This is a genomic window from Compostimonas suwonensis, assembly GCF_002797855.1.
Lineage (GTDB): Bacteria > Actinomycetota > Actinomycetes > Actinomycetales > Microbacteriaceae > Compostimonas > Compostimonas suwonensis.
The window spans coordinates 361,767-388,137 of sequence record NZ_PGFB01000002.1 but is presented as its reverse complement, the minus strand read 5'-3'; the positions used below and the strand labels follow the sequence as shown (position 1 = coordinate 388,137).

Below are 26,371 nucleotides of genomic sequence, written 5' to 3'. Positions count from 1 at the left end.
GAGCGCCTCACTAGATCGCTGCTCTCACCCCGCGTCACGATCGTTTTCGACCGCGGGCGCGAGCACGATGTTCGTCACCGCCAACTCATCTCCCTCGGCGAATGTCAGGTCGGCGATCTTGCCGACGGCTTTCAGGTCAGAGGCGGCGAGCGCGAGCGCACCGATCTGAACTGCGGTTCCGGTAATTATTGCCGATGTGACGGCCGCTTTCTGTGAAGCCTTGGCATCAGTTTTCGATCTGCGGATGCCGGTGAGCGCCGCGCTCGCGAGCGGGAGCAGCTGCGGGTCGCCCGTTTCGCCTGCTCCGAGCTCCTCGCGTGTCGGCCAGGAGGCGAGGTGCACGGAGCCGTCGTTGAACCACGACCAGGCCTCCTCGGTGGCGAACGGGACGACCGGCGCGAAGAGGCGCAGAAGGGCCCGCACGGCCAGTCGCAGCGCGGCGACGGCCGAGTCGCGGCCGACCTCGTCGGTGCCGTAGGCGCGCTCTTTGACGAGCTCGAGGTAGTCGTCGCAGAAGGTCCAGAAGAAGCTCTCGGTGAGCTCGAGCGCACGGGCGTGGTCGTAGCCTTCGAGCGCGGTCGTGGCCTGGTCGATCACCTCGCCGAGCACGGCGAGCATGCTCAGGTCAAGGGGGTCCGTCACCGGCGCGTCGCCGCGGGCGTCGAAGCCGAGGATGAACTTCGACGCGTTGAGGATCTTGATCGCCAGACGTCGGCCGATCTTGATCTGAGTGGGGTTCTGCGGGTCGAAGGCCGCATCGGTCCCGAGTCGCGACGAGGCCGCCCAGTAGCGCACGGCGTCGGAGCCGTGCTGCTCGAGGATGTCGGCGGGGGTGACGACGTTGCCCTTCGACTTCGACATCTTCTTGCGGTCGGGGTCGACGATGAAGCCCGAGAGCGCCGCGTTGCTCCACGGCTTCTGCCCGAACTCGAGCTCGGAGCGCAGCATGCTCGAGAAGAGCCAGGTGCGGATGATGTCCTGGCCCTGGGGTCGCAGATCGTAGGGGAAGACGAGCCCGAAGAGCTCCTCGTCGCGTTCCCAGCCGCCCGCGAGCTGCGGGGTGAGCGCCGAGGTCATCCAGGTGTCCATGACGTCGAGCTCGCCGATGAAGCCGCCCGCCTGGCCCCGCCGGCTCTCGTCGTAGCCGGGTGCGGCATCCGACGACGGATCGACGGGCAGGATGTCGCGGCTCGCCACGATGGGCTCGTCGAAGACCGGGTTGCCGTTGTCGTCGAGCGGGTACCAGACGGGGATGGGCACGCCGAAGAAGCGCTGACGGGAGATCAGCCAGTCGCCGGTGAGGCCGCCGACCCAGTTCTCGTAGCGCACGCGCATGAAGTCGGGGTGCCAGTCGATCTCGCGGCCGAGCTCGATGAGCCGGGCACGCAGGGCTTCGTCGCGCGCGCCGTTCTTCACGTACCACTGGCGGGTGGAGACGATCTCGAGGGGCTTGTCGCCTTTCTCGAAGAACTTGACGGGGTGGGTGATGGGGCGCGGCTCGCCGATCGTCTCGCCGCTCGCGCGCAGGAGGTCGACGATCGTCTGCTTGGCCGAGAACACGGTCTTGCCGGCGAGCTGGGCGTAGGCCTCGAGCCCGGCCTCCGAGGTGATGGCCTCGGGCGGCGTGGAGATGATGCGGCCGTCGAAGCCCATGATGGCGCGGTTGGGCAGGTCGAGCTCGCGCCACCAGATGACGTCGGTCACGTCGCCGAAGGTGCAGATCATGGCGATGCCGGAGCCCTTGTCGGGCTGCGCGAGGTGGTGCGCGAGCACGGGGATCTCGACGTCGAAGAGCGGGGTGCGCACGGTCGTGCCGAAGAGCGGTTTGTAGCGCTCGTCGTCGGGGTGCGCGACGAGGGCGACGGCGGCCGGCAGAAGCTCGGGACGCGTCGTCTCGATGAGCACGTCGTCGTCGCCGTCGCGGTGGAACGCGACCCGGTGGTAGGCGGAGGGCTGCTCCTTGTCTTCGAGCTCGGCCTGGGCGACGGCGGTGCGGAAGGTGACATCCCACAGTGTCGGGGCCATGGCCTGGTAGGCCTCGCCGCGTTCGATGTTGCGCAGGAAGGCGAGCTGGGAGGTGAAGAGCGCCTCGTCGCCGATCGTGCGGTAGCTCTGCGTCCAGTCGACCGAGAGGCCGAGCGCGCGCCAGACGGCCTCGAACTGCTTCTCGTCTTCGACGGTGAGGCGCTCGCACAGCTCGATGAAGTTGCGGCGGGAGATGGGCTGCTGGTCGGCGGCCTTCGAGCTCTTGTTGTCGCCGCCCTCGAACGGAGGCGTGTAGTCGGCGACGTAGGGGAGGGTCGGATCGCAGCGCACGCCGTAGTAGTTCTGCACCCGGCGCTCGGTCGGCAGCCCGTTGTCGTCCCAGCCCATCGGGTAGAAGACGCGTTTGCCGTGCATCCGGTTGAACCGCGCGACGACGTCGGTGTGCGTGTACGAGAACACGTGGCCGATGTGCAGGGAGCCCGACGCCGTGGGCGGGGGCGTGTCGATCGAGTAGACGTCGTCGCGGCTCGCGCCCTCGCGGTCGAAGAGGTAGGTGCCCTGCTCGTTCCAGAGGCCGCCCCATTTCTCTTCCAGGCCTTCGAGAACGGGCTTGTCGGGCACCTGGCTGCCGGGCGCGGGATTGACGGCGTTCATGATTCTCCGGTCTGTGTATGCGGCACCGTGTCGATGGTGAAGTGCCTGAGTATGGGGGCGCGAACCATCGTACCGGACGGCCCCCGCCCGGGGTCCGCGCGCCCGGGCGCCGGGGAGGTCAGGGTGCCGGGGTGCCGGGGTGCACAACCGCGCGCGGACTCCTGGCTCCGAGTGACGGCACTCAGGCCGGTCGCGCGGTTCGGCCGCCGCGCCGCAGACCGGGGTCGGCGGGATCAGCCGGCCCGAATCGCCGGAAGGCGGTCGGCGGCGTCAGAGGACGAAGGCGCGCTCGAAGCCGTCGCAGACCGGGGCGAGGGCTCGGTCGAGATAGGGCGTGAGGGCTCCGCGGGTGACGCCGGCCGCGGCCCAGGCCTGCGCGGCGGCGATGGTCGCGGCGGTGAGCGCGTAGGCGGCGGCGAGCACCTCGGGATGGGTCGAGGGCAGGTCGAGCCGGCTCGCCAGGTGGAAGCGCACGACGCTCGCGAGCGCCACGAACCGCGAGACGGCCGAGACCTGCACCTCGTTGTTGCCGCCGATCGCCTCGTACTGCGTGAGGATCCAGGGCACGGCGCCCGGCCCGAAGCCGTCGGCGACCGTCAGGAACGCGGTGCGGGTGCCCGCCATGACGGGAGCGTCGTCGGGCACGGCCGAGAGCTCCCGGCGCAGGCGGGCGCCGACCTCGTCGAGGGCGACCCAGAAGACGTCGCTCTTCGCGGGGAAGTAGTTGAAGAAGGTGTTGCGCGAGACCCCGGCGCGCTGGGTGATCTGCTCGATCGTGGTCTTCGCGTAACCCTGTTCGAGGAAGAGCTCGAACGCGGCGTCCTCGAGCATCTCCCGCGACGACAGACGGGGGCGCCCTCGTGCCGGGGTTGTCGATTGTGCCACCATCTGCGCCTCGTTCTTTGTCGTTCTGGAATAAATGGACTGAGTCCACTATTGAGCTAGAGTACAGCTAAACCCCTACCGCGAGAAAGACTCCCATGCCCAGAATCCCTTCCAAGCGCGCCTGGCTCCTCGCCGGCGCCCTCGCCGCCTCGGCCGCGATCGTGCTGAGCGGCTGCTCGGCGACAGGCTCCGACAGCGACTCCGCCGACGGCGGCACCATCACCTGGGCCATCGAAGGAGCGAACCTCTCCGCCGGCCACATGGACCCCCAGACGAGCCAGCTCGACGTCTCGGCCATGGTGCAGCGCAACATCCTCGACTCGCTCGTCTACCAGGACGCCGACGGCAGCTTCGTGCCCTGGCTCGCGACCAGTTGGCAGATCTCCGACGACGGGCTGCAGTACACCTTCGAGCTGCGTGACGACGTGACCTTCACCGACGGCGCGAAATTCGACGCGGCGGCGGTCAAGGCGAACTTCGACCGCATCGCCGACCCCGCGACCGCCTCGGCCCAGGCGTCCAGCATGCTCGGCGGCGACTACTACGCGGGCACCGAGGTCATCGACGACGACACCGTGCGCGTCGACTTCACCCAGCCCTATGCGCCCTTCCTGCAGGCGGCCAGCACCGCCCTGCTCGGCTTCTACTCGCCCGAGGTGCTCGCGACCAAGGCCGACCAGCTCGCAGCAGGCGGGCCCGACATCAACGTGGGAACCGGCCCGTTCATCCTGAGCGAGTACACACCCGACCAGGAGATCGTCTACACCCGCAACCCCGACTACGACTGGGCCCCGAAGACCTCCGAGCACCAGGGCGCAGCCGGCGTCGAGACCGTGCGCGTCGAGATCCTTCCGGAGTCGTCGGTGCGCGTGGGCGCGCTGCAGAGCGGCGAAGCGGATGTCGCGAGCCAGCTGCCCCCGAGCGCGACCGAGCAGCTCGGCGACGACGTGACCGTCAACTCGATCGAGCTGCCGGGCATCCCGTATTCGCTCTACCTCAACGAGAAGTACGGCGTCTTCCAGGACGTGCTCGTGCGCCGGGCCTTCGAGCGCGGCTTCGACATCGACTCGGCCGTGAAGTCGATCTTCTTCGGCCAGTACCCGCGGGCGTGGAGCGTGCTCGGCCCGACGACCCCGGACTCCTACGACGCGAGCCTCGAAGGCACCTGGCCGTACGACCCCGACGAGGCGAACGCCCTGCTCGACCAGGCCGGCTGGACGCAGCGCGACGCCGAGGGCTACCGTGTGAAAGACGGCCAGCGGCTCTCCGCCCGCTGGATCGCCTACACGCCGATCCCCGACGACCGCGCGAGCCTCGCCAACGCCATCCAGTCGGATCTCAAGGAGATCGGCTTCGAGCTCAAGCGCGAGGTGCTCGAGCCGGGCGCCTACAACGAGCAGTACGGCCCGAAGACCTTCGACCTGACCGACTGGGGCTTCTCGGGGGTCGATGCCGACGTGCTGCGCAGCCATCTGCACACCGACGGCTTCCAGAACGCGTCGCAGGTCTCCGACCCGCAGATCGACTCGCTGCTCGACCAGGCGGTCGCGGCATCCGACCCGGCCCAGCGCGAGGCCCTCTACACCCAGCTGCAGCAGTGGAACGCCGAGAACGTCGCGATCGTGCCGCTCTACGTCCCCTCGCTCATCACAGCGGTGAACGACAGCGTCACGGGGCTCACCTACGACCTGTACGGGCGCCCGCTCTTCTACGGCGCGAGCTCGACGAAATAGCGCGGCTGCGTCGGAGGGCGTGCCCACGCGACGCCCTCCGACGACAGTAGCTTTGACACCAGTGACTTCGACAGCTGACCCGGCACCGGCGGCGCGCCTGACCGTGCGCTCGAGAGCCGGCTCGGTGGGCAGACGCCTGCTGGGCCGGCTCTTCGGCGTGCTGCTCGTGCTGTGGGGGGCGGCGACGCTCGCCTTCCTCTCGCTGCGACTCATCCCGGGAGACCCCGTCGACGTTATGCTCGGGCCGCAGGCGCAGATCAGCGACGCCGCGAAAGACCAGATCCGCGAAGACCTCGGCCTCGACCGCCCGCCTCTCGAGCAGTACCTCGACTACCTGGGCCGGCTGCTGCGCGGTGACTTCGGCGAGTCGTACCAGTTGCGGATGCCGGTCGCCGACGTCATCGGCCGGCAGCTCGTGCCCACGCTGCAGCTGACGGGCCTCGCGATCGCGATCGCCGTGCTCATCTCGCTCGGGGTCGCCCTCCTGGCCCGTGGACGCACCGCCCGCCGCGTGGTCTCCCTGCTCGAGCTGATCCTCGTCTCCTCCCCGGTGTTCTGGATCGGGCTCTTGCTGCTCACCGTCTTCTCATTCACGCTGCACTGGTTCCCGGTGTCGGGGGGCAACGGCGTCGAGTCGCTCGTGCTGCCGGCGGTCACGCTCGCCCTGCCGATCTCGGCGCTGCTCAGCCAGGTGCTGCGGTTCGGGCTCGACGAGGCGGAGGCCCAGCCGTTCGCGACGACCGTGCGCGCCCGCGGTGCGAGCGAGCCGCGCCTGCTGCTGCGGCACACCCTGCGGCACGCCTCGCAGAGCGCGGTGACCCTCGCCGCCTACATCGTCGGCTCGCTCATCGGCGGGGCCGTGCTCGTCGAGACGGTGTTCGGGCGGCCGGGGATCGGGCGCGTGACCCTCACCGCGATCACCGATCGCGACATCCCCGTGGTGATGGGAGTCATCCTGCTCACGGCTCTCGTCTTCGTGGTCGTCAACCTGCTCGTCGATGTCGCGTACCAGCTGCTCGACCCGCGGCTGCGGTCGAGAGGGGGCCGCTCATGAGGCTCTCACGCATCGTCGGCGTCGCTCTCGCAGCGCTCGCCCTGCTCGTGCTGGGCCTGTGGGCGCTCGCCCCGCAGTGGTTCACGGCCCACGACCCGGTGCAGACCGACCTCGCGGCCGCGTTCCTTCCGCCGAGCGCCGAGCACCTCTTCGGCACAGACCAGAGCGGCCGTGACGTCTTCGCACGCGTCGTCTACGGCGCGCGGTACTCGCTCGGCGTGGGCGTCGGAGCCACGGCGATCGCGGTGACCGTGGGGCTGCTCCTCGGCTCGCTCTCGGGTCTCGCACCTCGCGTCGTCGACACCGTGCTCATGCGCGGCGTCGACGTGATCATGGCCTTCCCCGAGTTCCTGCTGGCGCTCGTCGTGCTCGCGGTGCTGGGGCCGGGGCCCGTCAACGTCGTGCTCGCCGTGACGGTGGCGGCGATCCCCGCCTACGTGCGGCTCGTGCGGGGGCAGACGCTCTCGGTGCGGGAGGCCGACTACGTCGAGGCGGCGACCGTCCTGGGGCTGCGGAGGTCGACGGTCGTCCTGCGGCACGTCGTGCCCAACACCGCGGGGCCGGTTCTCGTGCTCGCCACGATCGGCATCGGCACGTGCATCGTCGCGGCGGCGGGCTTGAGCTTCCTGGGGCTCGGCGCCACCGAGCCGACGCCCGAGTGGGGGCTCATCCTCGCCGGCGGGCGCAACTTCCTCGGCCGGGCCTGGTGGATCGCGGTCTTCCCGGGGCTCGCGATCACGATCACCGTGGTCGCCGCCACGACGATCGGGCGGGCTCTGCAGGCACGGGCCGCGGGGCGGAGGCTGTCGTGAGAGCATCGGATCCCGGCATCCGCCCGCCTGACGCACCCGGGCCGGGCGCGGCGGCCGTCGAGCGGGCCGACGTCCTCTCCGTCTCGGGTCTGCGGGTGGCCTTCGGCGGCGACGTCGTCGTCGACGGCGTCGAGCTGCGTCTCTCCCCGGGCGAGTGCCTCGCGATCGTGGGGGAGTCGGGCTCCGGCAAGACCATGACCGCGCGGGCGCTGCTCGGGCTGAGCCCGCAGGGGGCGAGCGTGAGCAGCTCGGCCTTCACGATCGACGGGCAGGATGCCGCGCGCTTCGGCCCGCGCAGCTGGCGACGTGTGCGCGGCCGAACGATCGCCCTCGTGAGCCAGGACGCCCTGGTCTCCCTCGACCCGCTGCGTCGTGTCGGCGACGAGATCGCCGAGCCGCTCGAGATCGCGGGGGAGCGGCTGAGCCGCGAGCAGCGGGCGGAACGCGTGCGCGCGCTGCTGCGGAGCGTCGCGATGCCCGAGCCCGAGCGTCGGCGGCGCGAGTACCCGCACCAGCTCTCCGGCGGTCTGCGCCAGCGCGCGCTCATCGCCTCGGCCCTCGCGGCGAGCCCGTCGATCGTCGTGGCCGACGAGCCGACGACCGCGCTCGACGTGACCGTGCAGGCGCGGGTTCTGGGGCTCCTGCGCGACATCACCGCCACCGGGGTGGGGCTCGTGCTCATCAGTCACGACCTCGCGGTCGTCGGGAGCATCGCCGACCGCATCGCCGTGATGCGCGGGGGCGTCGTCGTGGAGCAGGGCGCGGCCGAGCAGGTGCTGCATCGGCCGCAGCATCCGTACACCCGAGAGCTCGTCGCCGCCGTTCCCGCCGCGCGCGCGCCCGCTCGGCCGGCACAGGGCGACGACCGGCCCGTCGTCGTGAGCGCGAGCGGCCTCGTCAAGACCTTCGGGCGGCGTGGCGGCGAGCAGCTCCGTGCCGTCGACGAGGTCTCCTTCGAGCTGCGCGAGGGCCGCACCCTCGGCGTCGTGGGGGAGTCCGGCTCGGGCAAGAGCACTCTCGCGCGGCTCGTGATGGCGCTCGAGCGGCCCGACTCCGGCGAGGTGCTGCTGCGTGGCGAGCCGTGGAGCGCCGCCCGGGAGCGGGAGCGCCGCACACGCCGTTCGGCCGTGCAGCTCATCCACCAGAACCCCTACGCGGCCTTCGACCCGCGCTACACCGTGCGGAGGATCGTCGGCGAGGCCGTGCGGGCCGCGGGCCGCACGGGCGACGCGGGCGGCGGGCGGCGGCGCGGGGACGCGGAGGGGCGGGTGCGGGAACTGCTCGCGCTCGTCGGGCTCGACGAGGCTCTGCTGTCGCGGCATCCGGCCGAGCTGTCGGGGGGCCAGCGTCAGCGGGTCGCGATCGCGCGCGCTCTCGCCACCCGGCCGAGCATCCTCGTGTGCGACGAGCCGGTGTCGGCGCTCGACGTCTCGGTGCAGGCGCAGGTGCTCGAGCTGCTGGCCCGGCTGCAGCGCGAGCTCGACCTCTCGCTGCTGTTCATCTCCCACGACCTCGCCGTCGTGCGCCAGGTGAGCGACGAGGTGCTCGTGATGAAAGACGGCCGGGTGGTCGAGCACGGCCCCACGGAGCGGCTCTTCGCCGAGCCCCGGCACGAGTTCACCCGCGAGCTGCTCGCGGCCGTGCCGACGCTGGGCCCATAGCGCGCGCTCAGCGGCTCCAGATCGAGCCGTAGCGGTCGGCCAGCCGCGCGGCGTCGTCGTGGCTCAGGTGATGGGCGTCCCGGTCGCGCACGAGCAGCCAGAGACGGCATGCCTCCTCGAGCTCGATCGCGATCTCGGCTGCCGAGGCGAGGTCGGGGCCCACGACGAGCGAGCCGTGGTTCTGCAGGAGCACGGCCCTGAACGGGATCGGGAGCGCCTCGACGTCGTCGGCCTGCGCCGGATCCCCGGGGTCGGCGTAAGGGATCAAAGGGGTCTGGCCCACTCGCATGACGAAATAGGGACTGATCGGCGCGATCGCACTGAGCTCGGACCAGGGCGCGAGACAGGACACGGCCGCAGCGCTGGCGGAGTGGAGGTGCACGACCGCTCGCGCCGAGGGATCCCTGCGGTAGAGAGCGCGGTGGAGGGGGAACTCCTTGGTCGTGCGCGGGCCCGCGACGAGAGCGCCCTCGAGGTCGAGCTGCGAGAGCGCGGCCGGGTCGAGCCCGCCCATCTCGGACCCGGTGGGGGTCGCCACGATGCGCTCCCCGACGCGGACGCTCGCGTTGCCGGACGATCCGGGGCTCAACCCCAGGCGGGAGAGGCGGCTCGCGACCGAGACGAGCTCGGCGCCGGCCGCGCGCAGCGCCTCACGGTCGGCCGAGGCCTCCGCCGGGCTGCCGGGCGTGCCCGCGGCCGTCTGCTGATCGGTGGTCATGCGCGTCCTCCCTCGTTCGCGGCGTCGAGCGCATGCCAGGCCGTCAGGAACATGTCCGGGTCTCCGAAGTTCCCCGATTTGAGGGCGAGATCCACGATCGCACCCCGGTGCGTGCGCGCCTCGCTCCAGGAGACGCCCGGTGCGATCGGCGCGCCGATCGCAAGGGCCTGAACGCCGAGCTGCGCGATCACGCGGCCGGAGGTCTCACCGCCCGCGACGATGATCTGCCGGGCGCCCGCGTCGACGAGCCCGTCGGCGATGGCGCCGATCACGTCTTCGATGGCGGCCGCGGCGTCGAAGCCGGCGTCGGCTCCGGCGATGTCGCCGAGCTCGTCGACCGAGTAGACGAGCGGCGTGCTTCCCGGGTCGTCGAGCCAGGAGGAGCGTGCCCACTCGATCGTCCGGGCGACCGTGCCGTTCGGGTCGGTGCGCACCTCGTCGAGGTCGAGCTTGCGCCAGGGCACGCCGCCGCTCCTGGCGCGGGCGATCTGCTCACGGGTGCGCAGTGAAGCGCTTCCGCACAGGATGGCGCGATGCCCGTGCGCCACGGTGATCGAGTGCGCGTCACTGCGGCCGGACGGCGCGAGGCCGAGAGCCAGACCGGAGCCCCCCGTGACGATGCGCAGTCCCGAGGCGGCGGTGGAGATCGTCGCGAGGTCGTCGTCGGTCACCGCGTCGACGACGGCGATCGTTCCCGGCGTCCCCGAGCTCAACTCGCCGAATCGCGCACTCAGCGCCCCTGCTCCGGCGCGCACCTCGTCGAGCCGCACGGATTCGACCCGATTGCGGGTCTGCGGATCGAGCAGCCGGGGCACGCTCGAGTCGGTCATGGGGGTGAGCGGGTGGAAGCGCATCGAGCTCTCGCTCAGGAGGTCGCCGCCGACGAAGAGGTGCCCGTTGTAGACGGTGCGCCCGGTGTCGGGGAAGCTCGGCACGGCGATCGTGAACGTCTCGTGCGTCGCGTCGAGGACGGCGTCGATCACCGGGCCGATGTTGCCGCGAGGCGTGGAGTCGAAGGTGGAGCAGTACTTCACGTAGATGCGCTCCGCTCCCGCCCCCTCGAGGAAACGCAGGGCGGAGAGGCTCTCCGACACCGCTTGATCCACGGGGGCGGTGCGCGACTTGAGGGCGACGACGACGACGTCGACGTCGGCGAGGCGGCTCTCGGGCGTGCTCGACGCGCGGAGAGCGTCGAGTCCGAACAACACGATGGTCGAGTACCCGCGAGCGACGAAGTTGCCGGCGAGATCAGTGGCTCCGGTGACATCGTCGGCGATGCAGCCCCAGGCAAGCACGTGGTGGTTCCTCTCATCCGTGGTCATGATACGAAACGATCATGTTCTGATTCGTGAAGAAATGTTATCAGAGTTGACAGTCATGTGAACCGATGTATAGGCTCGCCGTCACGCGGGCGCAAGCACGTCCGCGGCACGCTACTCCTCAGCCGAGCAGCTCCGCACACGCCAACGAAGGACAGAGAGTATGACACCAACCGGCGAAACCACTGGCGCCGCGATCGAACGGGCGGCCGTCGTCGGCTCCGGCTACATGGGAGGCGGCATCGCCCAGATGCTCGCCCTCGCGGGTGTCGACGTCGCCCTCGGAGACGTCGACGCCGAGCGCGCGGAAGCCGCCCGGGTACGCCTCATCGACGAGGCGCGCCGCCTCGAGGGGGCCGGCCTCTTCGACGCGGGCTCCGCCGAGGTGCTCTCCACCCGACTGCGCGCCGCGACGAGCGTCGAAGACGCCGTCGCCGACGTCGACTACGTGACCGAGGCGGTGTTCGAGTCCCGTCCGGTCAAGACCGAGGCACTCGCGCGGATCTCCGCAGCCGCCCGACCGGACACGATCATCGGCAGCAACACCTCCGCCATCCCGATCGGCGAGCTCGCGGCATCCGTCACCCTGCCCGAGCGCTTCCTCGGTGTGCACTGGATGAACCCGGCCCCCTTCATCCCCGGCGTCGAGATCATCCCCAGCGAGAGCACCCGCGAAGACGCAGTGCTGCGGGTCGAGGAGCTCATGCGGCGCGCGGGCAAGGTGCCCGTGCGGGTGGCCGACACCCCCGGCTTCGTGGCCAATCGTCTGCAGTTCGCCCTCTACAAGGAGGCGGTGCGGATCGTCGAGGAAGGCCTCGCGGCGCCCGAGCAGATCGACCTCATCGTCAGTAACGCATTCGGGTTCCGTCTTGCGCTCTTCGGGCCCTTCGCGATCGGCGACATGGCGGGCCTCGACGTCTACGCCGCCTCGTACGAGACGCTCGCATCGGTCTACGGAGAGCGCCTCGCCGCTCCGGACGCGCTGCTGAGCGTCGTCGGGGAAGGCAACCTGGGCCTCAAGAGCGGCGGTCGCGGATTCCTCGACATCGATCCGGAGAAGAAAGATGCGCTCGTGGCCTATCGCGACGCCGCCTACCGCGAGCTCGACCAGCTGCGCAAGCGCCTCGGACCGCCTCCCGGCCTCTGACCCGGCTGCGACGTCGTGACGTCGCCCCGCACCACCGGACCACCACCCTCGCACCCTCGCACCCTCGCACCATCCGCACGACCGAGCCGCGATCGGCCCGGACCACCCAGCATCCCGCCTTCGTACAGAGAGGTACACATCGTGTCGACAGCCGCACCCTCCCCCCAGACCATGCAGACCCACAGCAAACCCGCCTCCGTCGGAATCGCCGTCGGAATCGGCAACTTCCTCGAATGGTACGACTTCGCCGTCTACGGCTTCCTGGCCGTGATCATCGGCAAGCTGTTCTTCGCGAGCGACGACCCGGTGGTCTCCACCCTCTCGTCGCTCGGGGTCTTCGCGATCGGCTTCTTCTTCCGCCCGCTCGGCGGCTTCATCCTGGGACCCATCGGCGACCGCTGGGGGCGCCGGGTCGCCCTCGCGATCTCCATCACGGCCATGGGCCTCGCCACCGTGCTCATCGGCTTCCTGCCCACCTACGCGGCCATCGGAGTCGGCGCGCCCGTTCTCCTCGTGGCCCTGCGCGCCCTGCAGGGGCTCTCGGCCGGAGGTGAGTGGACGGGCGCCGCGACCTACCTGGTCGAAGGGGCGCCCACCAACAAGCGCGCGCGCTACGCGAGCATCGTCTCGGCGACGGCCGGCTTCGCAACGGCATCGGGCAGCTTCCTCGCCCTGCTGCTGACCTCCGTCCTCACGACGGAGCAGATGAACGACTTCGGATGGCGCATCCCGTTCTGGCTCGCCGCCCCGATGATCATCATCGGGCTCATCCTGCGCTTCCGTCTCGAGGAGAGCCCCGTCTTCACCGCGCTGCGCGAGAAGCACACGGTCGCGAAGTCCCCCTTCAAGGGACTGCTGCGCGACTGGAAGCCCATGCTGCTGACGCTCGCGTTCGGCGCCGTGCACGGTACGGGCTACTACTACCTCTCGACCTTCACGGTCAACTACCTCCAGGTGACGATCGGCATGGAGGCGAAAGAGGCCCTCCTGATCGTCGGATCCTGTCTCGCGATCTACACGGTGTTCTGCGTCGTCGCGGGCTGGGTCGTCGACAAGGTGGGACGCCGCGTGCCGAACCTCATCGCGATGGCGGGCTACGTCGTGCTGTCGATCCCGGCCTTTATGCTCATGGCGACAGGGGAGACTCTCCTCGTCTACGCGGGCATCCTGCTCATCGCCGCCGTCCAGTGCCTCGCGAGCGTCACGTGCGTCGTCCTCCTCGTGGAGCTCTACCCGGCGGACTCGCGCTCCTCGGCGAGTGCCATCGGCTTCAACATCGCGATCGCCTTCATCTCGGGCCCCGCTCCCTATATCGGCGCCTGGCTGGCCCTGACCTTCGCGAGCTCCGTCGCCCCGGCCTACTTCCTCGTGGTCATCTCGCTCGTCGCGTTCATCGTGCTCGCACGCTGGCTGCCGGAGACGAAGGGCCGCAACCTCTTCGCCGTCGACGGGGAGACCCCCGAGCCGGCGGCGCCCGCGCGTGTGGAGGAGCGTTCACGATGAGCGACACGGGCACCGAGCGCGGGCGTGCGCTCCCCTCGTATCGCGAGCTCCCCGTCGTCGAAGGGGGAGTGCACTCCGGCTGGGGGGTGTTCGGCGAGGACGACGCCGTCGGCCTGATGAACCTCCTCTCGCCCGAGGCCGTGCTGCGCGCCGCCCGCTCTCTGCGGACCGGCCGGGTCTTCCCGCTCGACATCAGCAGCGAACTGCTCACCCCGCCCCTCTTCAGCCGGGGGGCGTCGCGGCTCACCCCGCTCGTCTCGCGTCAGGACAAGATCCTCGACGACGTGCGTGACAACGTCTACTCGCAGGCGGGCAGCCAGTGGGACTCCCTCGGCCACGTCGCCTACACGCCCGACGCCTTCTACAACGGGGCGACCGCCGACGACGTGCTGAGCGGCCGGCGGAACACGATCGACCACTGGGCCCGTCGCGGCATCGCCGGGCGCGGGGTCGTCCTCGACGTCTCCGACGTCGTGGCCTCCCGGGGAGGCCCGGGGGAGTCGGTGCCCGTGACCGTGGGCGATCTCGAGGCGGCGCGAGAGCGCGCCGGCATCGAGTACGAGCCGGGCGACATCCTGCTCGTGCACACCGGGTTCCTGCGCTGGTACACGGCGCAGCCGGCGGGGGTGCGCACGCGGCTGTCGCGGCGTGACACCCTCACGGCCGCCGGCATCGAGCACTCGGAGGAGATCGTCGAGTACCTCTGGAACTCGCACGTCTCCGCGATCGCGAGCGACACGGCGGCCGTCGAGGTCTGGCCGCCGGACGAGCGCGAGGAGTCGTGGCCGTTCGGCTTTATGCACCAGATCCTCATCGGCCAGCTCGGGCTCGCGCTCGGCGAGCTCTGGTGGCTCTCGGACCTCGTCGAGGATTGCCGTGCGGACGGACGCTACGAGTGCCTCATCGTGAGCGCACCGCAGAACGTCCCGGGCGCCATCGGATCGCCCGCGAATGTCGTCGCCCTCCGCTGAGGTGCCCGTCCGTGCCGTCGTGAGCTACCACTACGCGGACGCGGAGGCGGAGCTGCGCCGCGAGCAGCTCGAGCCGCATCGGGTATGGATCCGCGACCTCGTCGACCGGGGGCGACTGCTCGGCGCGGGCAGCCTGGACGACGGCAGCGGTGCGATCCTCGTCTTCGAAACCACGACGCGCGCGCAGCTGGAGCAGGATCTGGCGTCCGATCCGTATCGTGTCACAGGGGCGATCCGCGCGGTGGACGTCGCGAACTGGGAACTGCGGCACGGGCCGTGGGCGTGTTCCCCGCTCGTGTCGACCGGAGACGACGGACACGCTCGCAATGCCGCAGGGGACCCTTCGGCCGATTCCCGATCCGAGACACGACGATGACCAACGACTTCGAGACACCGCTCATCCCAGACCAGCGCCGCGAGGAGATCATGCGGCTCCTGCATCGGGACGGCGTGCTGAGCGTCGTGCAGCTGACCGAGGCGCTCGGCGTCTCCCACATGACGATCCGGCGCGACATCGCGATGCTCGAGCGCGAGGGCCGTGCGTTCTCCATAGCGGGTGGCGCCCGGCTCGCGAGCGGGATGCGCCACGAGCCCGCCTTCTCGACGAAGGTCGTGAGCGAGCCCGAGGAGAAGGCCGCGATCGCGGCGTGCGCGGAGCGGCTGCTGCGCGACGAGATGGCCGTGTACCTCGACGCGGGGACGACGACGGGTGCGATCGTGCCCGCCATCCGCGCGAGAAGCGGCATGACGGTCATCACCAACGATTTCGCGATCGTCGACGCGCTCACGGGTGCCGACCACGTCGAGGTCATCCACGTCGGCGGACGCCTCGACCACGCGAACCGCTCGACGGTGGGCAGACTCGCGGCGGAGACCCTCCGGCGCATCAACACCGACGTCGCGTTCATCAGCGCGAGCTCCTGGGACATCGGGCGCGGCCTCACGACGCCCGCCGAGCCGAAGGTCGACGTGAAGCTCGCCGCGATCGAGGCGGCGTCGGAGTGCGTGCTCGTCGCGACGAGCAGCAAGTTCGGCACCTTCGGCATGTACGACGTCGTGCCGCTCCGCCGCTTCGACCGCATCGTGACCGATGCCCGGATCGCGCCGGCGGCAGCAGCGGGCATCCGCGACCTCGGGGTCACCCTCGAGATCGCCGAGTCCGCCGCCGTTCCCTGAGCCCGCAGGGCTCACGGGACGACGAGCTCAGAGGACGAACTCGAGAGAGGGCTCGTCGCTCACAGAGAGCGAGAGCACGGCCGTCTCGACGTACTCCTGCTGCTCGATCACGCGCTCGAGGCGGCGCAGCTGCACCGCGACGTCCTCCTCGCGGCGGTCGCCGACCAGGTCGACGGCGGCGACGAGGAAGAGGCGATCGGGCCCGACGAACTCGAGGTGCAGGTAGGTGACGCGTTCGATCTCCGGGCTCGCGAGCAGCATCCGCCCCGCCCGGGAGCGGACCTCGGGCGTCGGCCCGGCCCCCACGAGGAATCGCCGGTTGCGGTCGATGAGGATGATCGCGACCACGGCGAGCAGCAGCCCGATGAGGATCGAGCCCGCAGCGTCGAAGGCCGCGTTGCCCGTGATCTGATGCAGGGCGATGCCGGCGGCGGCGAGAACGAGGCCGATGAGCGCCGCGGCATCCTCGGCGAAGACCGCCCGCAGGGTCGTGTTCGAGCTCGTGAGCACGTGGTCGAGGGTGCCCTGGCCGCGCAGCTGCGCACGCCGCCGGGCCTGCACGAACGCCTGGGTGAACGAGAAGCCCTCGAGCACGAGCGAGATGCCGAGCACGACGTAGGCGACCACGAAGTCGCTCGCGGGCTCGGGGTCGAAGAGCTCCTGCACGCCGTGGAAGACCGAGACGACCGCGCCCGCCGTGAAGATGCCCACGGCGGCGAAGAGCGACCAGACGTACGCCTCGCGCCCGTAGCCGAGAGGATGCTCCTCGTCTTTGCGCCGGGCCGAGCGCCGGTCGGCGACGATGAGGAAGATCTCGTTGCCCGTGTCGGCCCAGGAGTGCGCCGCCTCGGCGAGCATCGACGCCGAGCCGGTGATCGTCGCGGCGACCGACTTGGCGACGGCGACGAGCAGATTGGCCAGGAACGCGATCAGAACGGTGAGCACACACCGTAGGATATTCGTGTATGACGTCGATCCGGCCATCACCGGGGAGTCTTCGGAAGAACAGCCGGTTCGGCCCAGGCCTTGCGCTCGGGTCGTCACCGGCCCAGTAGAGCCGGACGAGTCGGGCCCGTCACAGCCCTCATGAGCGGTCGCAGGCGATGTCGAGAGACGGATGCCGGCGGCAAGCGAGGTGGTACCGCGGCATCCGTCGTCCTCGTGGAGACAGCTATCCCATCCCGTTTCCATCAGGAGAGACATGACGTACCCCCAGGGCCGAGCATCCGCAGGAGACGACTCCGTCGAGGGCGTCGTCCCGTCCCCGAACCTCCCGGCGATCGAGAACGGCGTTCTCGCGTTCTGGAAGGGCGACGGCACGTTCCAGGAGTCGATCGACCAGCGCGACGGCGCTCCCGAGTGGGTCTTCTACGACGGGCCGCCCTTCGCGAACGGTCTGCCGCACTACGGCCACCTGCTCACGGGCTACGCGAAAGACCTCTTCCCGCGCTTCCAGACCATGCGCGGCAAGCAGGTGCACCGCCGTTTCGGCTGGGACACGCACGGCCTTCCCGCCGAGCTCGAGGCCGAGCGCCAGCTGGGCCTCACCGACAAGAAGCAGATCGAGGAGATGGGCATCGCGGCCTTCAACGCGGTCGCCCGCGAGTCGGTGCTCAAGTACACCCGCGAGTGGCAGGACTACGTCACCCGCCAGGCGCGCTGGGTCGACTTCGAGAACGACTACAAGACCCTCGACGTGACGTTCATGGAGTCGGTCGTCTGGGCGTTCAAACAGCTGCACGACAAGGGCCTCGCCTATGAGGGCTACCGCGTGCTGCCCTACTGCTGGCGCGACCAGACCCCGCTCAGCAACCACGAGCTGCGCATGGACGACGACGTCTACAAGATGCGCCAGGACCAGACCGTCACGGTCACCTTCCCGCTCACGGGCGCGAAGGCCGAGAGCCTCGGCCTCACGGCCGTGCGCGCCCTCGCCTGGACGACGACGCCCTGGACGCTGCCGACGAACCTCGCCCTCGCGGTCGGCCCCGACATCGTCTACGCGGTCGTGCCCGCGGGACCGAACGGCACCCCCGATGCCACCGTGCTGCGCGAGAAGAGCGGGCCGGATGCCGCGACCGAGGTGCTCGGCGGTGAATACCTGCTCGCCCGCGACCTCGTCGGCAACTACGCGAAAGACCTCGGCTACGAGAGCGCGGCCGAGGCGACGGCGGCGATCAGCCGCACGGTCGTCGGCCGTGAGCTCGACGGCATCAGCTACGACCGGCTCTGGGACCACTACGCCGACATCGAGACCTACGGCACCCAGAACGCCTGGCAGATCCTCGTCGCCGACTACGTGAGCACCGAGGAGGGCACGGGGATCGTGCACCAGGCGCCCGCCTACGGCGAGGAGGACCAGAAGATCTGCGAGGCAGCGGGCATCCCCGTCATCCTCTCCCTCGACGAGGGCGGCCTCTTCCTGCCGAGCGTCCCCGAGGTCGCCGGCCAGCTCTGGTCCGATGCGAACAAGCCGCTCACCCAGATGCTGCGCGCCGAGGGCCGTCTGCTGCGCCAGGCGAGCTACGAGCACTCGTATCCGCACTGCTGGCGCTGCCGCAACCCTCTCATCTACCGCGCGGTCTCGAGCTGGTTCGTGCGCGTGCCCGAGTTCCGCGACCGGATGGTGGAGCTCAACCAGGAGATCAACTGGGTTCCCGACAACGTCAAAGACGGCCAGTTCGGCAAGTGGATCGGCAACGCCCGCGACTGGTCGATCAGCCGCAACCGCTACTGGGGCTCGCCGATCCCGGTGTGGAAGAGCGACAACCCCGAGTATCCGCGCGTCGACGTCTACGGCTCCCTCGCCGAGCTCGAGCGCGACTTCGGAACGCTGCCGCTCAACGAGGCCGGCGAGCCCGACCTGCACCGCCCCTACATCGACGAGCTCGTGCGCCCCAACCCCGACGACCCGAGCGGCGCGTCGACGATGCGCCGCATCCCCGACGTCTTCGACGTGTGGTTCGACTCCGGCTCCATGCCGTTCGCGCAGGTGCACTACCCCTTCGAGAACCAGGACTGGTTCGACAGCCACCACCCCGCCGACTTCATCGTCGAGTACATCGGCCAGACCCGCGGCTGGTTCTACGTCATGCACGTGCTCTCGACCGCGCTCTTCGACCGGCCCGCCTACCGCAACGTCATCAGCCACGGGATCGTGCTCGGCAGCGACGGCCAGAAGATGTCGAAGTCGCTGCGCAACTACCCCGACGTGAGCGAGGTGTTCGACCGCGACGGCTCCGACGCGATGCGCTGGTTCCTCATGAGCTCGCCCGTGCTGCGCGGCGGCAACCTCGTGGTGACCGAGGAGGGCATCCGCGAGGGCGTGCGGCAGGTGCTGCTTCCGCTGTGGAGCACGTGGTACTTCTTCTCGCTGTACGCGAACGTCGCGACATCCGGCGGCTACGAGGCGAGGCTGCGCACCGACTCGGGCGACGTGCTCGACCGCTACCTGCTCGCGAAGACCCACGACCTCGTCGAGGGCGTCACAGCGGATCTCGAGAACCTCGACAGCACCCTCGCGGCCGCCAAGCTGCGCGACTTCGCCGACGTGCTCACGAACTGGTACGTGCGCCGTTCGCGCGACCGCTTCTGGCTGGGCGTGGGGGAGGACGGCTCGGGAACCGAGGCCTTCGACACGCTCTACACCGTGCTCGAGACCTTCACCCGCCTGACCGCGCCCCTGCTGCCGCTCGTGAGCGAGGAGATCTGGAAGGGCCTCACCGGCGGGCGCAGCGTGCACCTCGTCGACTGGCCCGCGGCGGAGTCCTTCCCCGCCGACGAGGCCCTCGTGCAGGTCATGGACGAGGTGCGCGCCATCAGCTCGGCCGCGCTCTCATTGCGCAAGCAGGCATCGCGCAAGGTGCGCCTGCCGCTCAAGACCCTCACCGTCGTGGTGACGGATGCCGCGAGCCTCGCGCCGTTCGAGGCGATCCTGCGCGAGGAGCTCAACGTGCGATCCGTCGCCCTCGTGGAGCTCGCCGACGACAGCGCCGCGAGCTTCGGCATCACCTCGAAGCTCACCGTCAACGCCCGCGCGGCCGGTCCGCGCCTCGGCAAAGAGGTGCAGAGGGTCATCCAGGCGGCCCGAGCGGGCGACTGGAGCGAGAACGGCGGCGTCGTGACCGCGGGCGGCCTCGAACTCGTCGAGGGCGAGTACGAGCTCGTGCTCGAGGCCGGCTCCGGTGCCGACGGCGAGACCGCGATCTCGCTGCTCGAGGGTGGCGGCTTCGTGCTGCTCGACACGAGCGTCGACGACGAGCAGTGGGCCGAGGGCCTCGCCCGCGACGTCATCCGAGCGGTGCAGGATGCCCGCAAGGCCGCCGGGCTCGAGGTCGGCGACCGCATCGAGCTCACCCTGACGCTCGACGGCGACGGGGCGCGCGATGCACGGACGCACATGGAGCTCATCGCGCAGGAGACCCTGGCCTCGCGCATCCACGTCGGCGTGTTCGACGACGCCGGGCCGGAGCAGGGCTCGGTACCGGTTGGCCGCGAGTCGGCACTGAGGATAGCGTTGGGTAGAGCATGACGAACGAGGCGAACGACGAATTCCGGGCGGCCGGCGACGCCGTCTATGAGGCCCTTCTCGAGCGGATGGGCGAAGGGATGCCCCAGCCGCGCCTCGAGGCGACACGTCGCGCCGTCGAGCTGCTGGGCGACCCGCAGCAGAGCTTCTCGATCGTGCACCTGACGGGAACCAACGGCAAGACGAGCACGAGCCGCCTCGTCGAGAGCATCCTGCGGGCCTACGGGCTGCGCACGGGCCTGTTCACGAGCCCGCACCTGCTGCGTTTCAACGAGCGCATCATGATCGACGGCGAGCCGATCGGCGACGAGACGCTCGCCGCGAACTGGGCCGACATCGAGCCCTACCTGCTCATGGTCGACGCAGAGCTCGAGGAGGCCGGCGAACCGGCCCTCACCTTCTTCGAGGCCATGACGGTGCTCGCCTTCGCGAGCTTCGCCGACGCGCCGGTGGATGTCGCGGTGATCGAGGTCGGCATGGGCGGCGAGTGGGACTCCACCAACGTGGCCGACGGCGACGTCGCGGTCTTCACCCCGATCTCGCTCGACCACACCGCCCGCCTCGGCAACACGATCGCCGAGATCGCCAAGACCAAGTCGGGCATCATCAAGCCGGCCGCCGCGGTCGTCTCGGCCGCACAGCCGGCCGCAGCGATCGCCGAGCTCAGGCGCGCCGCCGAGCTCAGCGAGGCGAGCCTCGTCGAGCAGGGCACCGACTTCGAGGTGCTGTCGTCGGCGCCGGCCGTCGGCGGGCAGCTGCTGTCGGTGCGCGGGCTCGCGGGAACCTACAACGAGCTGCTGCTGCCGCTGTACGGCGAGCACCAGGCGCAGAACGCGGCCGTCGCGATCGCGGCCGTCGAGTCGTTCCTCGGCGGCGGAACCCAGGCGCTCTCGGCCGAGGCGCTCACCGAGGGGCTCGCGACCGCGACCTCTCCGGGCCGGCTGCAGCTCATCGGCACGGAGCCGCCCGTGCTCGTCGACGCGGCGCACAACCCGGCCGGTGCCGCGGCCCTCGCCGCGGCCGTCGCCGAGAACTTCGACTTCGACGAGCTCACCGTCGTGCTCGGCATCCTGACCGACAAAGACGCCGAGGGCATCGTGCGCGCGCTCGCGCCCGTCGCCTCGCGCTTCGTCGTGACCCAGTCGGGGTCGGAGCGCACCCGGCCGTTCGCCGAGCTCGCCTCCCTCGTCTCCGAGACGGCCGGCCTCGAGGCCGGCGTCGGCGTCACGGCGACGGGCTCGCTCGCCGAGGCTCTCGAGGCCGCGCGGGCGTGGGCCGGCGAGGCTCCGAAGCGAGGGGTGCTCGTCACCGGGTCCATCACGCTCATCGGCGACACCATGACGATCGCGCGCGACGGCACGTGGTCGACGCGATGAGCGACCAGATCGATGGCGCGACGGGCGACGGCGTGCCCGGGGCATCCGGTCGTGTCCGTCCGATCCGCACGGTGCGCCAGACGCTCGGCTCGATCGTGCTCGGCTTCGAGTCGATCGTCGTGTTCCTGGCGGCGCTCGTGCTCTTCGGGCTCAAGAACCTGCCGGCGGGCGTCGCGCTCGGCGGCGGCATCGGGCTGGCCGTCGTGATGCTGCTCACCGTCGGGCTGCTGCGCTTTCCGTGGGCGTTCGTCGTGGGCTGGGTCTTGCAGGGGATCGTGCTGCTCGCCGGCTTCGTCAACCCCGTCATGTTCTTTGTTGGAGCGGTATTCACCGCGATGTGGGCCTATGCCATGGTCAAGGGCTCGCAGATCGATCGTCAGAAGGAGACAGCAGTATGAGCACGCCCGTCGAAGAAACCCTCGTTCTCGTCAAGCCGGACGGGGTCGCCCGCAACCTCACCGGCGAGATCCTGCGCCGGATCGAGGCGAAGGGGTACTCGCTCGTCGACATCAAGCTCGTCGAGGCCGATCGTGAGCTGCTCGCACAGCACTACGAGGAGCACCTCGGCAAGCCCTTCTACGAGCCGCTCGTCGAGTTCATGGAGAGCGGCCCCATCGTCGCGATCCGCCTGGCGGGCAATCGTGTGATCGAGGGCTTCCGCTCCCTCGCGGGCACGACCGACCCGACGACGGCCGCCCCGGGCACCATCCGCGGCGATCTCGCGCGCGACTGGGGCCTCTCGGTGCAGCAGAACCTCGTGCACGGCAGCGACTCGCCCGAGTCGGCGCAGCGCGAGCTCGACCTCTGGTTCGACTGACCTCTGCCTCCGGTCCTCCTCTCCGCTCACAACGACGGACTTTCCGCCCGAAACCGCCCGTTTCTCCCCGAAACGGCCGGAATTCGGGCGGAAAGTCCGTCGTTGTGAGCGGCGATCAGGGGTCAGAGGTCGGGGATCAGAGGTACGAGATGACGTCGAGGCGCAGCTGGGCGATGATCGCGATCACGAGATAGCAGCCCACGGTGATCGCCGGAACCCAGCCGTAGAGGGCTCCCGCGACACGGCGCACGCCCGGGCCCCCGGGTATCGTGCCCTCCCGGAGGTTGTAGAGGGTCACGGCGATGAACGAGGGGATCGTGACCGACCAGGTCACCATGCACCACGGGCAGAGGGTTCCCAGTACGAAGATGCTCTGGCTGATGAGCCAGATCACGAAGACGAGGGCTCCGAGCAGGCCCACGTTGAAGGTGAGCCAGAACCAGCGGGGGAACCGCGCACCCGCCAGCAGGCCGACCCCGACGACGAGCACCGAGGTCCATCCGACGAGGCCGATGATCGGGTTGGGGAAGCCGAAGAGCGAGCCCTGCCACGATTTCAGGTTCGCCCCGCACTGCACCACGAGGCCGAAGTCGCAGCTGAGGCTCGCGTCCGGATCCTCGAGCAGGTGGAACTTCTCGAGGGTCAGCACGAAGGCGGCGATGAGCCCCACGACGGCCGCGACGATCAGGAAGACGGAGAGGGCGAGCGGGCGCCGCTGCACTGGGGTATCGGACACTCTCGGATTATCGCATAGCGCTCCGATGCGCCGGCTGAGGGTCGGCTGGGCGCTCGGGCCCGGTTACAGGGTCATCCGTGCGATAATGGTGGACAGTCTTCCAAGCCGCGCTTGGTGAGACGCCAATGAAGGCTTGCCGGGCGACAATCCGGGCCACGAGGCACATCGCTGGCATTCTGTGAATGACGCGAGAGATGTGCGGCAGTGAACCCACTGCCCGTGTCGGATAGCGAGTTCCGAAGAAGTAGCAATCAGAGCTGAGAGCCGATTGCGTCAGTAACAGATTGGCGGGAGGTTCGCGTGAGCGAAGCCCCGCTCGAGAGCAACCGGGGGAGTGGCGCGGCCACACGGCCCGGTCAAGGAGTGCACCAGGAATGGTGGATGAAACAGAAAACAGCAGGAACGATTCTTCAACGGGGAACGACGGAGTAAAAAAGCGCGGCCGGCTCTTCGGCTCGCGCCGGTCGAAGAAGGCCGTGGAGACTCCGCCCGTGATCGAGGCCCAGGAGACGGTCGCGCCTCCCGGCGCGCCGGTGACCCCGCCGGTGGAGCGGGCGCACGAGCAGGATGCCGCGGCGTCCATGCCTCCCGCGGCATCCACCTCGGCGACCACCCAGCTGCCCATGTTCTTGGGCGGCGCCGACAGCGACGGCTTCGAGCCGGAGCCGCTGCCGGTGCCCCAGCTGCGGCCGACGACCTCGCTCATCTTCCAGGCCCCCGACCTCCCGCCGCTGCCTCCGCGCAGCGCGCGCGACGATCGGGACGACCGGGATCGCGACCGCGACAGGGATCGCGGCAGGGATCGCGACCGTGACAGGGACGACGACGACGAGAGCCCGACGCTCCGCCGCCGCGCCCGCCGTCGCCCGGGCGAGGAGGACCGCCAGGGTCGCGACGACCCCGCCAACACCGTCGTCAAGGTGCGCACTCCCCGTGAGCCCGAACTCATCACCGAGCCGCAGCGCATCAAGGGATCGACGCGTCTCGAGGCCAAGAAGCAGCGCCGCCGCGACGGCCGCGACGCCGGCCGTCGCCGCCCCGTCATCACGGAGGCCGAGTTCCTCGCCCGCCGCGAGTCCGTCGACCGGGTCATGGTCGTGCGCTCCCGAGACAGCCGCATCCAGATCGGCGTGCTCGAAGACGGAGTGCTCGTGGAGCACTACGTCGCGAAGGCGCAAGACGCATCCCTCATCGGGAATGTGTACCTCGGTCGCGTGCAGAACGTGCTTCCGAGCATGGAGGCGGCCTTCGTCGACATCGGCCGCGGCCGCAACGCCGTGCTCTACTCGGGCGAGGTCGACTGGGACGCCGTGGAGACCGGCAACCAGCCGCGTCGCATCGAGCTCGCGCTCAAGGCCGGCGACAAGGTCCTCGTGCAGGTCACGAAAGACCCGATCGGCCACAAGGGCGCCCGGCTCACGAGCCAGGTCTCGCTTCCGGGCCGCTACCTCGTCTACGTGCCGAACGGCTCGATGAACGGCATCTCGCGCAAGCTCCCCGACACCGAGCGCGCTCGCCTCAAGAAGATCCTCAAAGAGGTGCTGCCCGACAACACGGGTGTCATCGTGCGCACGGCGGCCGAGGGCGCGACGGAGGAGCAGCTGACGCTCGACGTCACGCGCCTCACCGCGCAGTGGGCCGACATCAGCGCCAAGGTCGAGTCGGAGCAGGCTCCCGCGATGCTGCACAGCGAGCCCGACCTGCTCATCAAGATCGTGCGCGACGTCTTCAACGAGGACTTCCAGAAGATGGTCATCCAGGGCGCCGAGGCTCAGAAGACGATCGAGCGCTACCTCGAGCAGGTGGCTCCCGACCTCCTCGACCGCGTGCAGACCTACGAGGGCACGAAGGACGCCTTCGACGAGTACCGCGTCTCCGAGCAGATCGAGAAGGCGCTCGATCGCAAGGTCTGGCTGCCCTCGGGCGGCTCGCTCGTGATCGACCGCACCGAGGCCATGACGGTCGTCGACGTCAACACGGGCAAGTTCGTCGGATCGGGGGGAAACCTCGAGGAGACGGTCACCAAGAACAACCTCGAGGCGGCCGAGGAGATCGTGCGCCAGCTGCGTCTGCGCGACATCGGCGGCATCATCGTCGTCGACTTCATCGACATGGTGCTCGAGACCAACCGCGACCTCGTGCTGCGGCGTCTCATCGAGTGCCTGAGCCGCGACCGCACCAAGCACCAGGTCGCCGAGGTCACCTCGCTCGGCCTCGTGCAGATGACACGCAAGAAGCTCGGCCTCGGGCTCCTCGAGACCTTCAGCGAGACCTGCGAGGTGTGCGCCGGCCGGGGCATCATCATCCACCACGACCCCGTGGTGAAGCACCGCCAGGCGCCGCAGCCGGAGCGTCGCCGCTCGGGCAAGGGCTCGAACGGCCAGGGCTCGAACGGGTCGTCGAACGGCTCGCACAACGGCAACGGCAACGGGTCGAACGGATCCTCGCACAACGGCAACGGCGAGAAGCCGCACGCGATCACCGAGGACGTGAAGAACGCTCTCGCGCAGATCGCGGCGAGCACGATCCCGCACGCCGACGAGCAGGCGGCAGCACAGGCTTCGGCCGAGGCGCCCGCGGCCGCGGCATCCGCCCGTTCGGGCAGCCGTCGCGCACGCAGCGGCCAGTCCCGGGGGCAGGCGCAGGAGACTGCCGAGCAGGCCGGCGCTCCCCAGGAGCCGGCGGCGCAGGCCGTCGCCGAGCCGAGGGCGAGGGAGCAGGCTCAGAGCGTCGGCCGGGCCGACGAGGCGCAGGCACCGGCCGTCGAGGAGACGCCCGTCGCCATCCTCGACATCCCGGTCAAGAAGGCCCCGCGCAAGGCGAAGCAGCTGAGCAGCAAAGACGCCGAGCAGATCCTCGGATCCGTGCTCGACGCGCTGCCCGAGCCGAAGCAGCCCGGCCAGGGGCGCTCGCGCAACCGCCGGGTCAGCACGGCCGCCCTGTCGACGCCCGTGGCGCCCATCGCCTCGAGCGACGAAACCGCGAAGAACGACTAGCGCGACGAGGCGCCGTGGATGTCGCGTCCACGGCGCCTGTCGCGACCTTTCACGCGCAGCCCGCTGCCGATGAGCCGGACGACGAGCTCCCGGTTCGACACGGGGACCGCTCCGGCGCCGACGAGCGCCGCGTAGCGCGCGGCGGGCACGTCGTAGTGGTCGAGGTCGAACGCGCGTGCGGGCACCCCGGCGGCCTGGGCGAAGGCGTGGAGCTCCGCGAGCGAGCTGTCGCTCACGAGGTGCGACCAGAGCGTGTCGTGCGCCGGCCACCGCGGTTCGTCGATCAGTACGGTCATGGA

General features: G+C 70.1%; 21 protein-coding genes. 14 read left to right on the top strand and 7 right to left on the bottom strand.

From position 1 onward, the window contains the following. Window positions 1-24: 24 nt before the first annotated feature. Window positions 25-2,640, bottom strand: coding sequence for a valine--tRNA ligase (gene valS / locus CLV54_RS05620; RefSeq protein ID WP_100343961.1), 2,616 nt, complete (start codon window positions 2,638-2,640; stop codon window positions 25-27). A 270-nt stretch (window positions 2,641-2,910) separates the two neighbouring features. Further along, a complete protein-coding gene (locus CLV54_RS05615) occupies window positions 2,911-3,525 on the bottom strand; it encodes a TetR family transcriptional regulator (RefSeq protein ID WP_170061953.1) in 615 nt (204 codons plus the stop codon). A 95-nt stretch (window positions 3,526-3,620) separates the two neighbouring features. Between CLV54_RS05615 and CLV54_RS05610 the strand changes: the two genes are divergently transcribed. The 4 genes from CLV54_RS05610 (at window position 3,621) to CLV54_RS05595 (ending at window position 8,785) form a co-directional block, all read left to right on the top strand. Continuing rightward, window positions 3,621-5,258 (top strand): ABC transporter substrate-binding protein, encoded by a 1,638-nt coding sequence (locus tag CLV54_RS05610; protein ID WP_100343959.1) that lies wholly within the window; start codon window positions 3,621-3,623, stop codon window positions 5,256-5,258. 61 nt (window positions 5,259-5,319) lie between these two features. Further along, window positions 5,320-6,312, top strand: coding sequence for an ABC transporter permease (locus tag CLV54_RS05605; RefSeq protein WP_245861394.1), 993 nt, complete (start codon window positions 5,320-5,322; stop codon window positions 6,310-6,312). Continuing rightward, window positions 6,309-7,124, top strand: coding sequence for an ABC transporter permease (locus CLV54_RS05600; RefSeq protein ID WP_100343957.1), 816 nt, complete (start codon window positions 6,309-6,311; stop codon window positions 7,122-7,124). Before CLV54_RS05605 ends, CLV54_RS05600 begins: the two co-directional genes overlap by 4 nt. After that, complete coding sequence (locus tag CLV54_RS05595; RefSeq protein ID WP_281258155.1) at window positions 7,121-8,785, top strand: dipeptide ABC transporter ATP-binding protein; 1,665 nt, start codon at window positions 7,121-7,123, stop codon at window positions 8,783-8,785. Before CLV54_RS05600 ends, CLV54_RS05595 begins: the two co-directional genes overlap by 4 nt. Before the next feature lie 7 nt (window positions 8,786-8,792). Here the strand turns inward: CLV54_RS05595 and CLV54_RS05590 are convergent, their stop codons facing one another. Beyond that, on the bottom strand, window positions 8,793-9,503 hold the full coding sequence (locus CLV54_RS05590) for a class II aldolase/adducin family protein (RefSeq protein ID WP_100343956.1): 711 nt from the start codon (window positions 9,501-9,503) through the stop codon (window positions 8,793-8,795). Then, window positions 9,500-10,825 (bottom strand): 3-oxo-tetronate kinase, encoded by a 1,326-nt coding sequence (gene otnK, locus CLV54_RS05585; protein ID WP_211294457.1) that lies wholly within the window; start codon window positions 10,823-10,825, stop codon window positions 9,500-9,502. The genes CLV54_RS05590 and otnK overlap by 4 nt, the downstream gene beginning before the upstream one ends. 160 nt (window positions 10,826-10,985) lie before the next feature. On the opposite strand from otnK, the gene CLV54_RS05580 reads away from it, so the two are divergent. The 5 genes from CLV54_RS05580 to CLV54_RS05560 all read left to right on the top strand — a co-directional run bounded on the left by CLV54_RS05580 (window position 10,986) and on the right by CLV54_RS05560 (window position 15,619). Then, entirely contained in the window at window positions 10,986-11,969 is a 984-nt protein-coding gene (locus CLV54_RS05580; RefSeq protein WP_100343955.1) for a 3-hydroxyacyl-CoA dehydrogenase family protein, read from the top strand. A 141-nt stretch (window positions 11,970-12,110) separates the two neighbouring features. Further along, on the top strand, window positions 12,111-13,472 hold the full coding sequence (locus CLV54_RS05575) for an MFS transporter (RefSeq protein WP_157802821.1): 1,362 nt from the start codon (window positions 12,111-12,113) through the stop codon (window positions 13,470-13,472). Then, entirely contained in the window at window positions 13,469-14,443 is a 975-nt protein-coding gene (locus CLV54_RS05570; protein WP_100343953.1) for a cyclase family protein, read from the top strand. The genes CLV54_RS05575 and CLV54_RS05570 overlap by 4 nt, the downstream gene beginning before the upstream one ends. Then, window positions 14,424-14,819, top strand: a complete 396-nt coding sequence (locus CLV54_RS05565) for a YciI family protein (protein ID WP_100343952.1) — start codon at window positions 14,424-14,426, stop codon at window positions 14,817-14,819. The genes CLV54_RS05570 and CLV54_RS05565 overlap by 20 nt, the downstream gene beginning before the upstream one ends. Continuing rightward, window positions 14,816-15,619 (top strand): DeoR/GlpR family DNA-binding transcription regulator, encoded by an 804-nt coding sequence (locus CLV54_RS05560; RefSeq protein ID WP_100343951.1) that lies wholly within the window; start codon window positions 14,816-14,818, stop codon window positions 15,617-15,619. Before CLV54_RS05565 ends, CLV54_RS05560 begins: the two co-directional genes overlap by 4 nt. A gap of 27 nt (window positions 15,620-15,646) precedes the next feature. Here the strand turns inward: CLV54_RS05560 and CLV54_RS05555 are convergent, their stop codons facing one another. Next, window positions 15,647-16,603, bottom strand: coding sequence for a cation diffusion facilitator family transporter (locus CLV54_RS05555; RefSeq protein WP_100343950.1), 957 nt, complete (start codon window positions 16,601-16,603; stop codon window positions 15,647-15,649). Between the two features lie 217 nt (window positions 16,604-16,820). Here CLV54_RS05555 and ileS point away from each other — a divergent pair, with 217 nt between their 5' ends. Genes ileS through ndk form a run of 4 tightly spaced genes read left to right on the top strand, consistent with a single transcriptional unit; the run spans window position 16,821 to window position 22,340 of the window. Continuing rightward, the gene (gene ileS, locus CLV54_RS05550) at window positions 16,821-20,150 is read left to right on the top strand and encodes an isoleucine--tRNA ligase (RefSeq protein WP_100343949.1); all 3,330 of its coding nucleotides are present in this window, start codon (window positions 16,821-16,823) and stop codon (window positions 20,148-20,150) included. Continuing rightward, a complete protein-coding gene (locus CLV54_RS05545) occupies window positions 20,147-21,523 on the top strand; it encodes a bifunctional folylpolyglutamate synthase/dihydrofolate synthase (protein ID WP_100343948.1) in 1,377 nt (458 codons plus the stop codon). The genes ileS and CLV54_RS05545 overlap by 4 nt, the downstream gene beginning before the upstream one ends. Continuing rightward, window positions 21,520-21,921 (top strand): DUF4233 domain-containing protein, encoded by a 402-nt coding sequence (locus tag CLV54_RS05540; protein ID WP_100344393.1) that lies wholly within the window; start codon window positions 21,520-21,522, stop codon window positions 21,919-21,921. Before CLV54_RS05545 ends, CLV54_RS05540 begins: the two co-directional genes overlap by 4 nt. Next, on the top strand, window positions 21,918-22,340 hold the full coding sequence (gene ndk, locus CLV54_RS05535; RefSeq protein ID WP_100343947.1) for a nucleoside-diphosphate kinase: 423 nt from the start codon (window positions 21,918-21,920) through the stop codon (window positions 22,338-22,340). The genes CLV54_RS05540 and ndk overlap by 4 nt, the downstream gene beginning before the upstream one ends. Window positions 22,341-22,476: 136 nt before the next feature. Here the strand turns inward: ndk and CLV54_RS05530 are convergent, their stop codons facing one another. Beyond that, on the bottom strand, window positions 22,477-23,076 hold the full coding sequence (locus CLV54_RS05530; protein WP_100343946.1) for a vitamin K epoxide reductase family protein: 600 nt from the start codon (window positions 23,074-23,076) through the stop codon (window positions 22,477-22,479). A 374-nt stretch (window positions 23,077-23,450) separates the two neighbouring features. Here CLV54_RS05530 and CLV54_RS05525 point away from each other — a divergent pair, with 374 nt between their 5' ends. After that, window positions 23,451-26,072 carry an Rne/Rng family ribonuclease gene (locus CLV54_RS05525; RefSeq protein WP_100343945.1) on the top strand — a complete coding sequence of 874 codons (2,622 nt, stop codon included), beginning with the start codon at window positions 23,451-23,453 and terminating at the stop codon, window positions 26,070-26,072. Here the strand turns inward: CLV54_RS05525 and CLV54_RS05520 are convergent. Further along, window positions 26,069-26,368 carry a DUF4031 domain-containing protein gene (locus CLV54_RS05520; RefSeq protein WP_100343944.1) on the bottom strand — a complete coding sequence of 100 codons (300 nt, stop codon included), beginning with the start codon at window positions 26,366-26,368 and terminating at the stop codon, window positions 26,069-26,071. The two genes, CLV54_RS05525 and CLV54_RS05520, sit on opposite strands and share 4 nt — an antisense overlap. Window positions 26,369-26,371 lie beyond the last annotated feature (3 nt).

What these genes read in the sequence shown, in the direction of transcription:
- valS (WP_100343961.1), bottom strand. Translation starts at nt 2,640, where the DNA reads ATGAACGCCGTCAATCCCGCGCCCGGCAGCCAGGTGCCCGACAAGCCC.
- CLV54_RS05610 (WP_100343959.1), top strand. Translation starts at nt 3,621, where the DNA reads ATGCCCAGAATCCCTTCCAAGCGCGCCTGGCTCCTCGCCGGCGCCCTC.
- CLV54_RS05600 (WP_100343957.1), top strand. Translation starts at nt 6,309, where the DNA reads ATGAGGCTCTCACGCATCGTCGGCGTCGCTCTCGCAGCGCTCGCCCTG.
- CLV54_RS05590 (WP_100343956.1), bottom strand. Translation starts at nt 9,503, where the DNA reads ATGACCACCGATCAGCAGACGGCCGCGGGCACGCCCGGCAGCCCGGCG.
- otnK (WP_211294457.1), bottom strand. Translation starts at nt 10,825, where the DNA reads ATGACCACGGATGAGAGGAACCACCACGTGCTTGCCTGGGGCTGCATC.
- CLV54_RS05580 (WP_100343955.1), top strand. Translation starts at nt 10,986, where the DNA reads ATGACACCAACCGGCGAAACCACTGGCGCCGCGATCGAACGGGCGGCC.
- CLV54_RS05570 (WP_100343953.1), top strand. Translation starts at nt 13,469, where the DNA reads ATGAGCGACACGGGCACCGAGCGCGGGCGTGCGCTCCCCTCGTATCGC.
- CLV54_RS05565 (WP_100343952.1), top strand. Translation starts at nt 14,424, where the DNA reads ATGTCGTCGCCCTCCGCTGAGGTGCCCGTCCGTGCCGTCGTGAGCTAC.
- CLV54_RS05560 (WP_100343951.1), top strand. Translation starts at nt 14,816, where the DNA reads ATGACCAACGACTTCGAGACACCGCTCATCCCAGACCAGCGCCGCGAG.
- CLV54_RS05555 (WP_100343950.1), bottom strand. Translation starts at nt 16,603, where the DNA reads ATGGCCGGATCGACGTCATACACGAATATCCTACGGTGTGTGCTCACC.
- ileS (WP_100343949.1), top strand. Translation starts at nt 16,821, where the DNA reads ATGACGTACCCCCAGGGCCGAGCATCCGCAGGAGACGACTCCGTCGAG.
- CLV54_RS05545 (WP_100343948.1), top strand. Translation starts at nt 20,147, where the DNA reads ATGACGAACGAGGCGAACGACGAATTCCGGGCGGCCGGCGACGCCGTC.
- CLV54_RS05540 (WP_100344393.1), top strand. Translation starts at nt 21,520, where the DNA reads ATGAGCGACCAGATCGATGGCGCGACGGGCGACGGCGTGCCCGGGGCA.
- ndk (WP_100343947.1), top strand. Translation starts at nt 21,918, where the DNA reads ATGAGCACGCCCGTCGAAGAAACCCTCGTTCTCGTCAAGCCGGACGGG.
- CLV54_RS05525 (WP_100343945.1), top strand. Translation starts at nt 23,451, where the DNA reads ATGGTGGATGAAACAGAAAACAGCAGGAACGATTCTTCAACGGGGAAC.
- CLV54_RS05520 (WP_100343944.1), bottom strand. Translation starts at nt 26,368, where the DNA reads ATGACCGTACTGATCGACGAACCGCGGTGGCCGGCGCACGACACGCTC.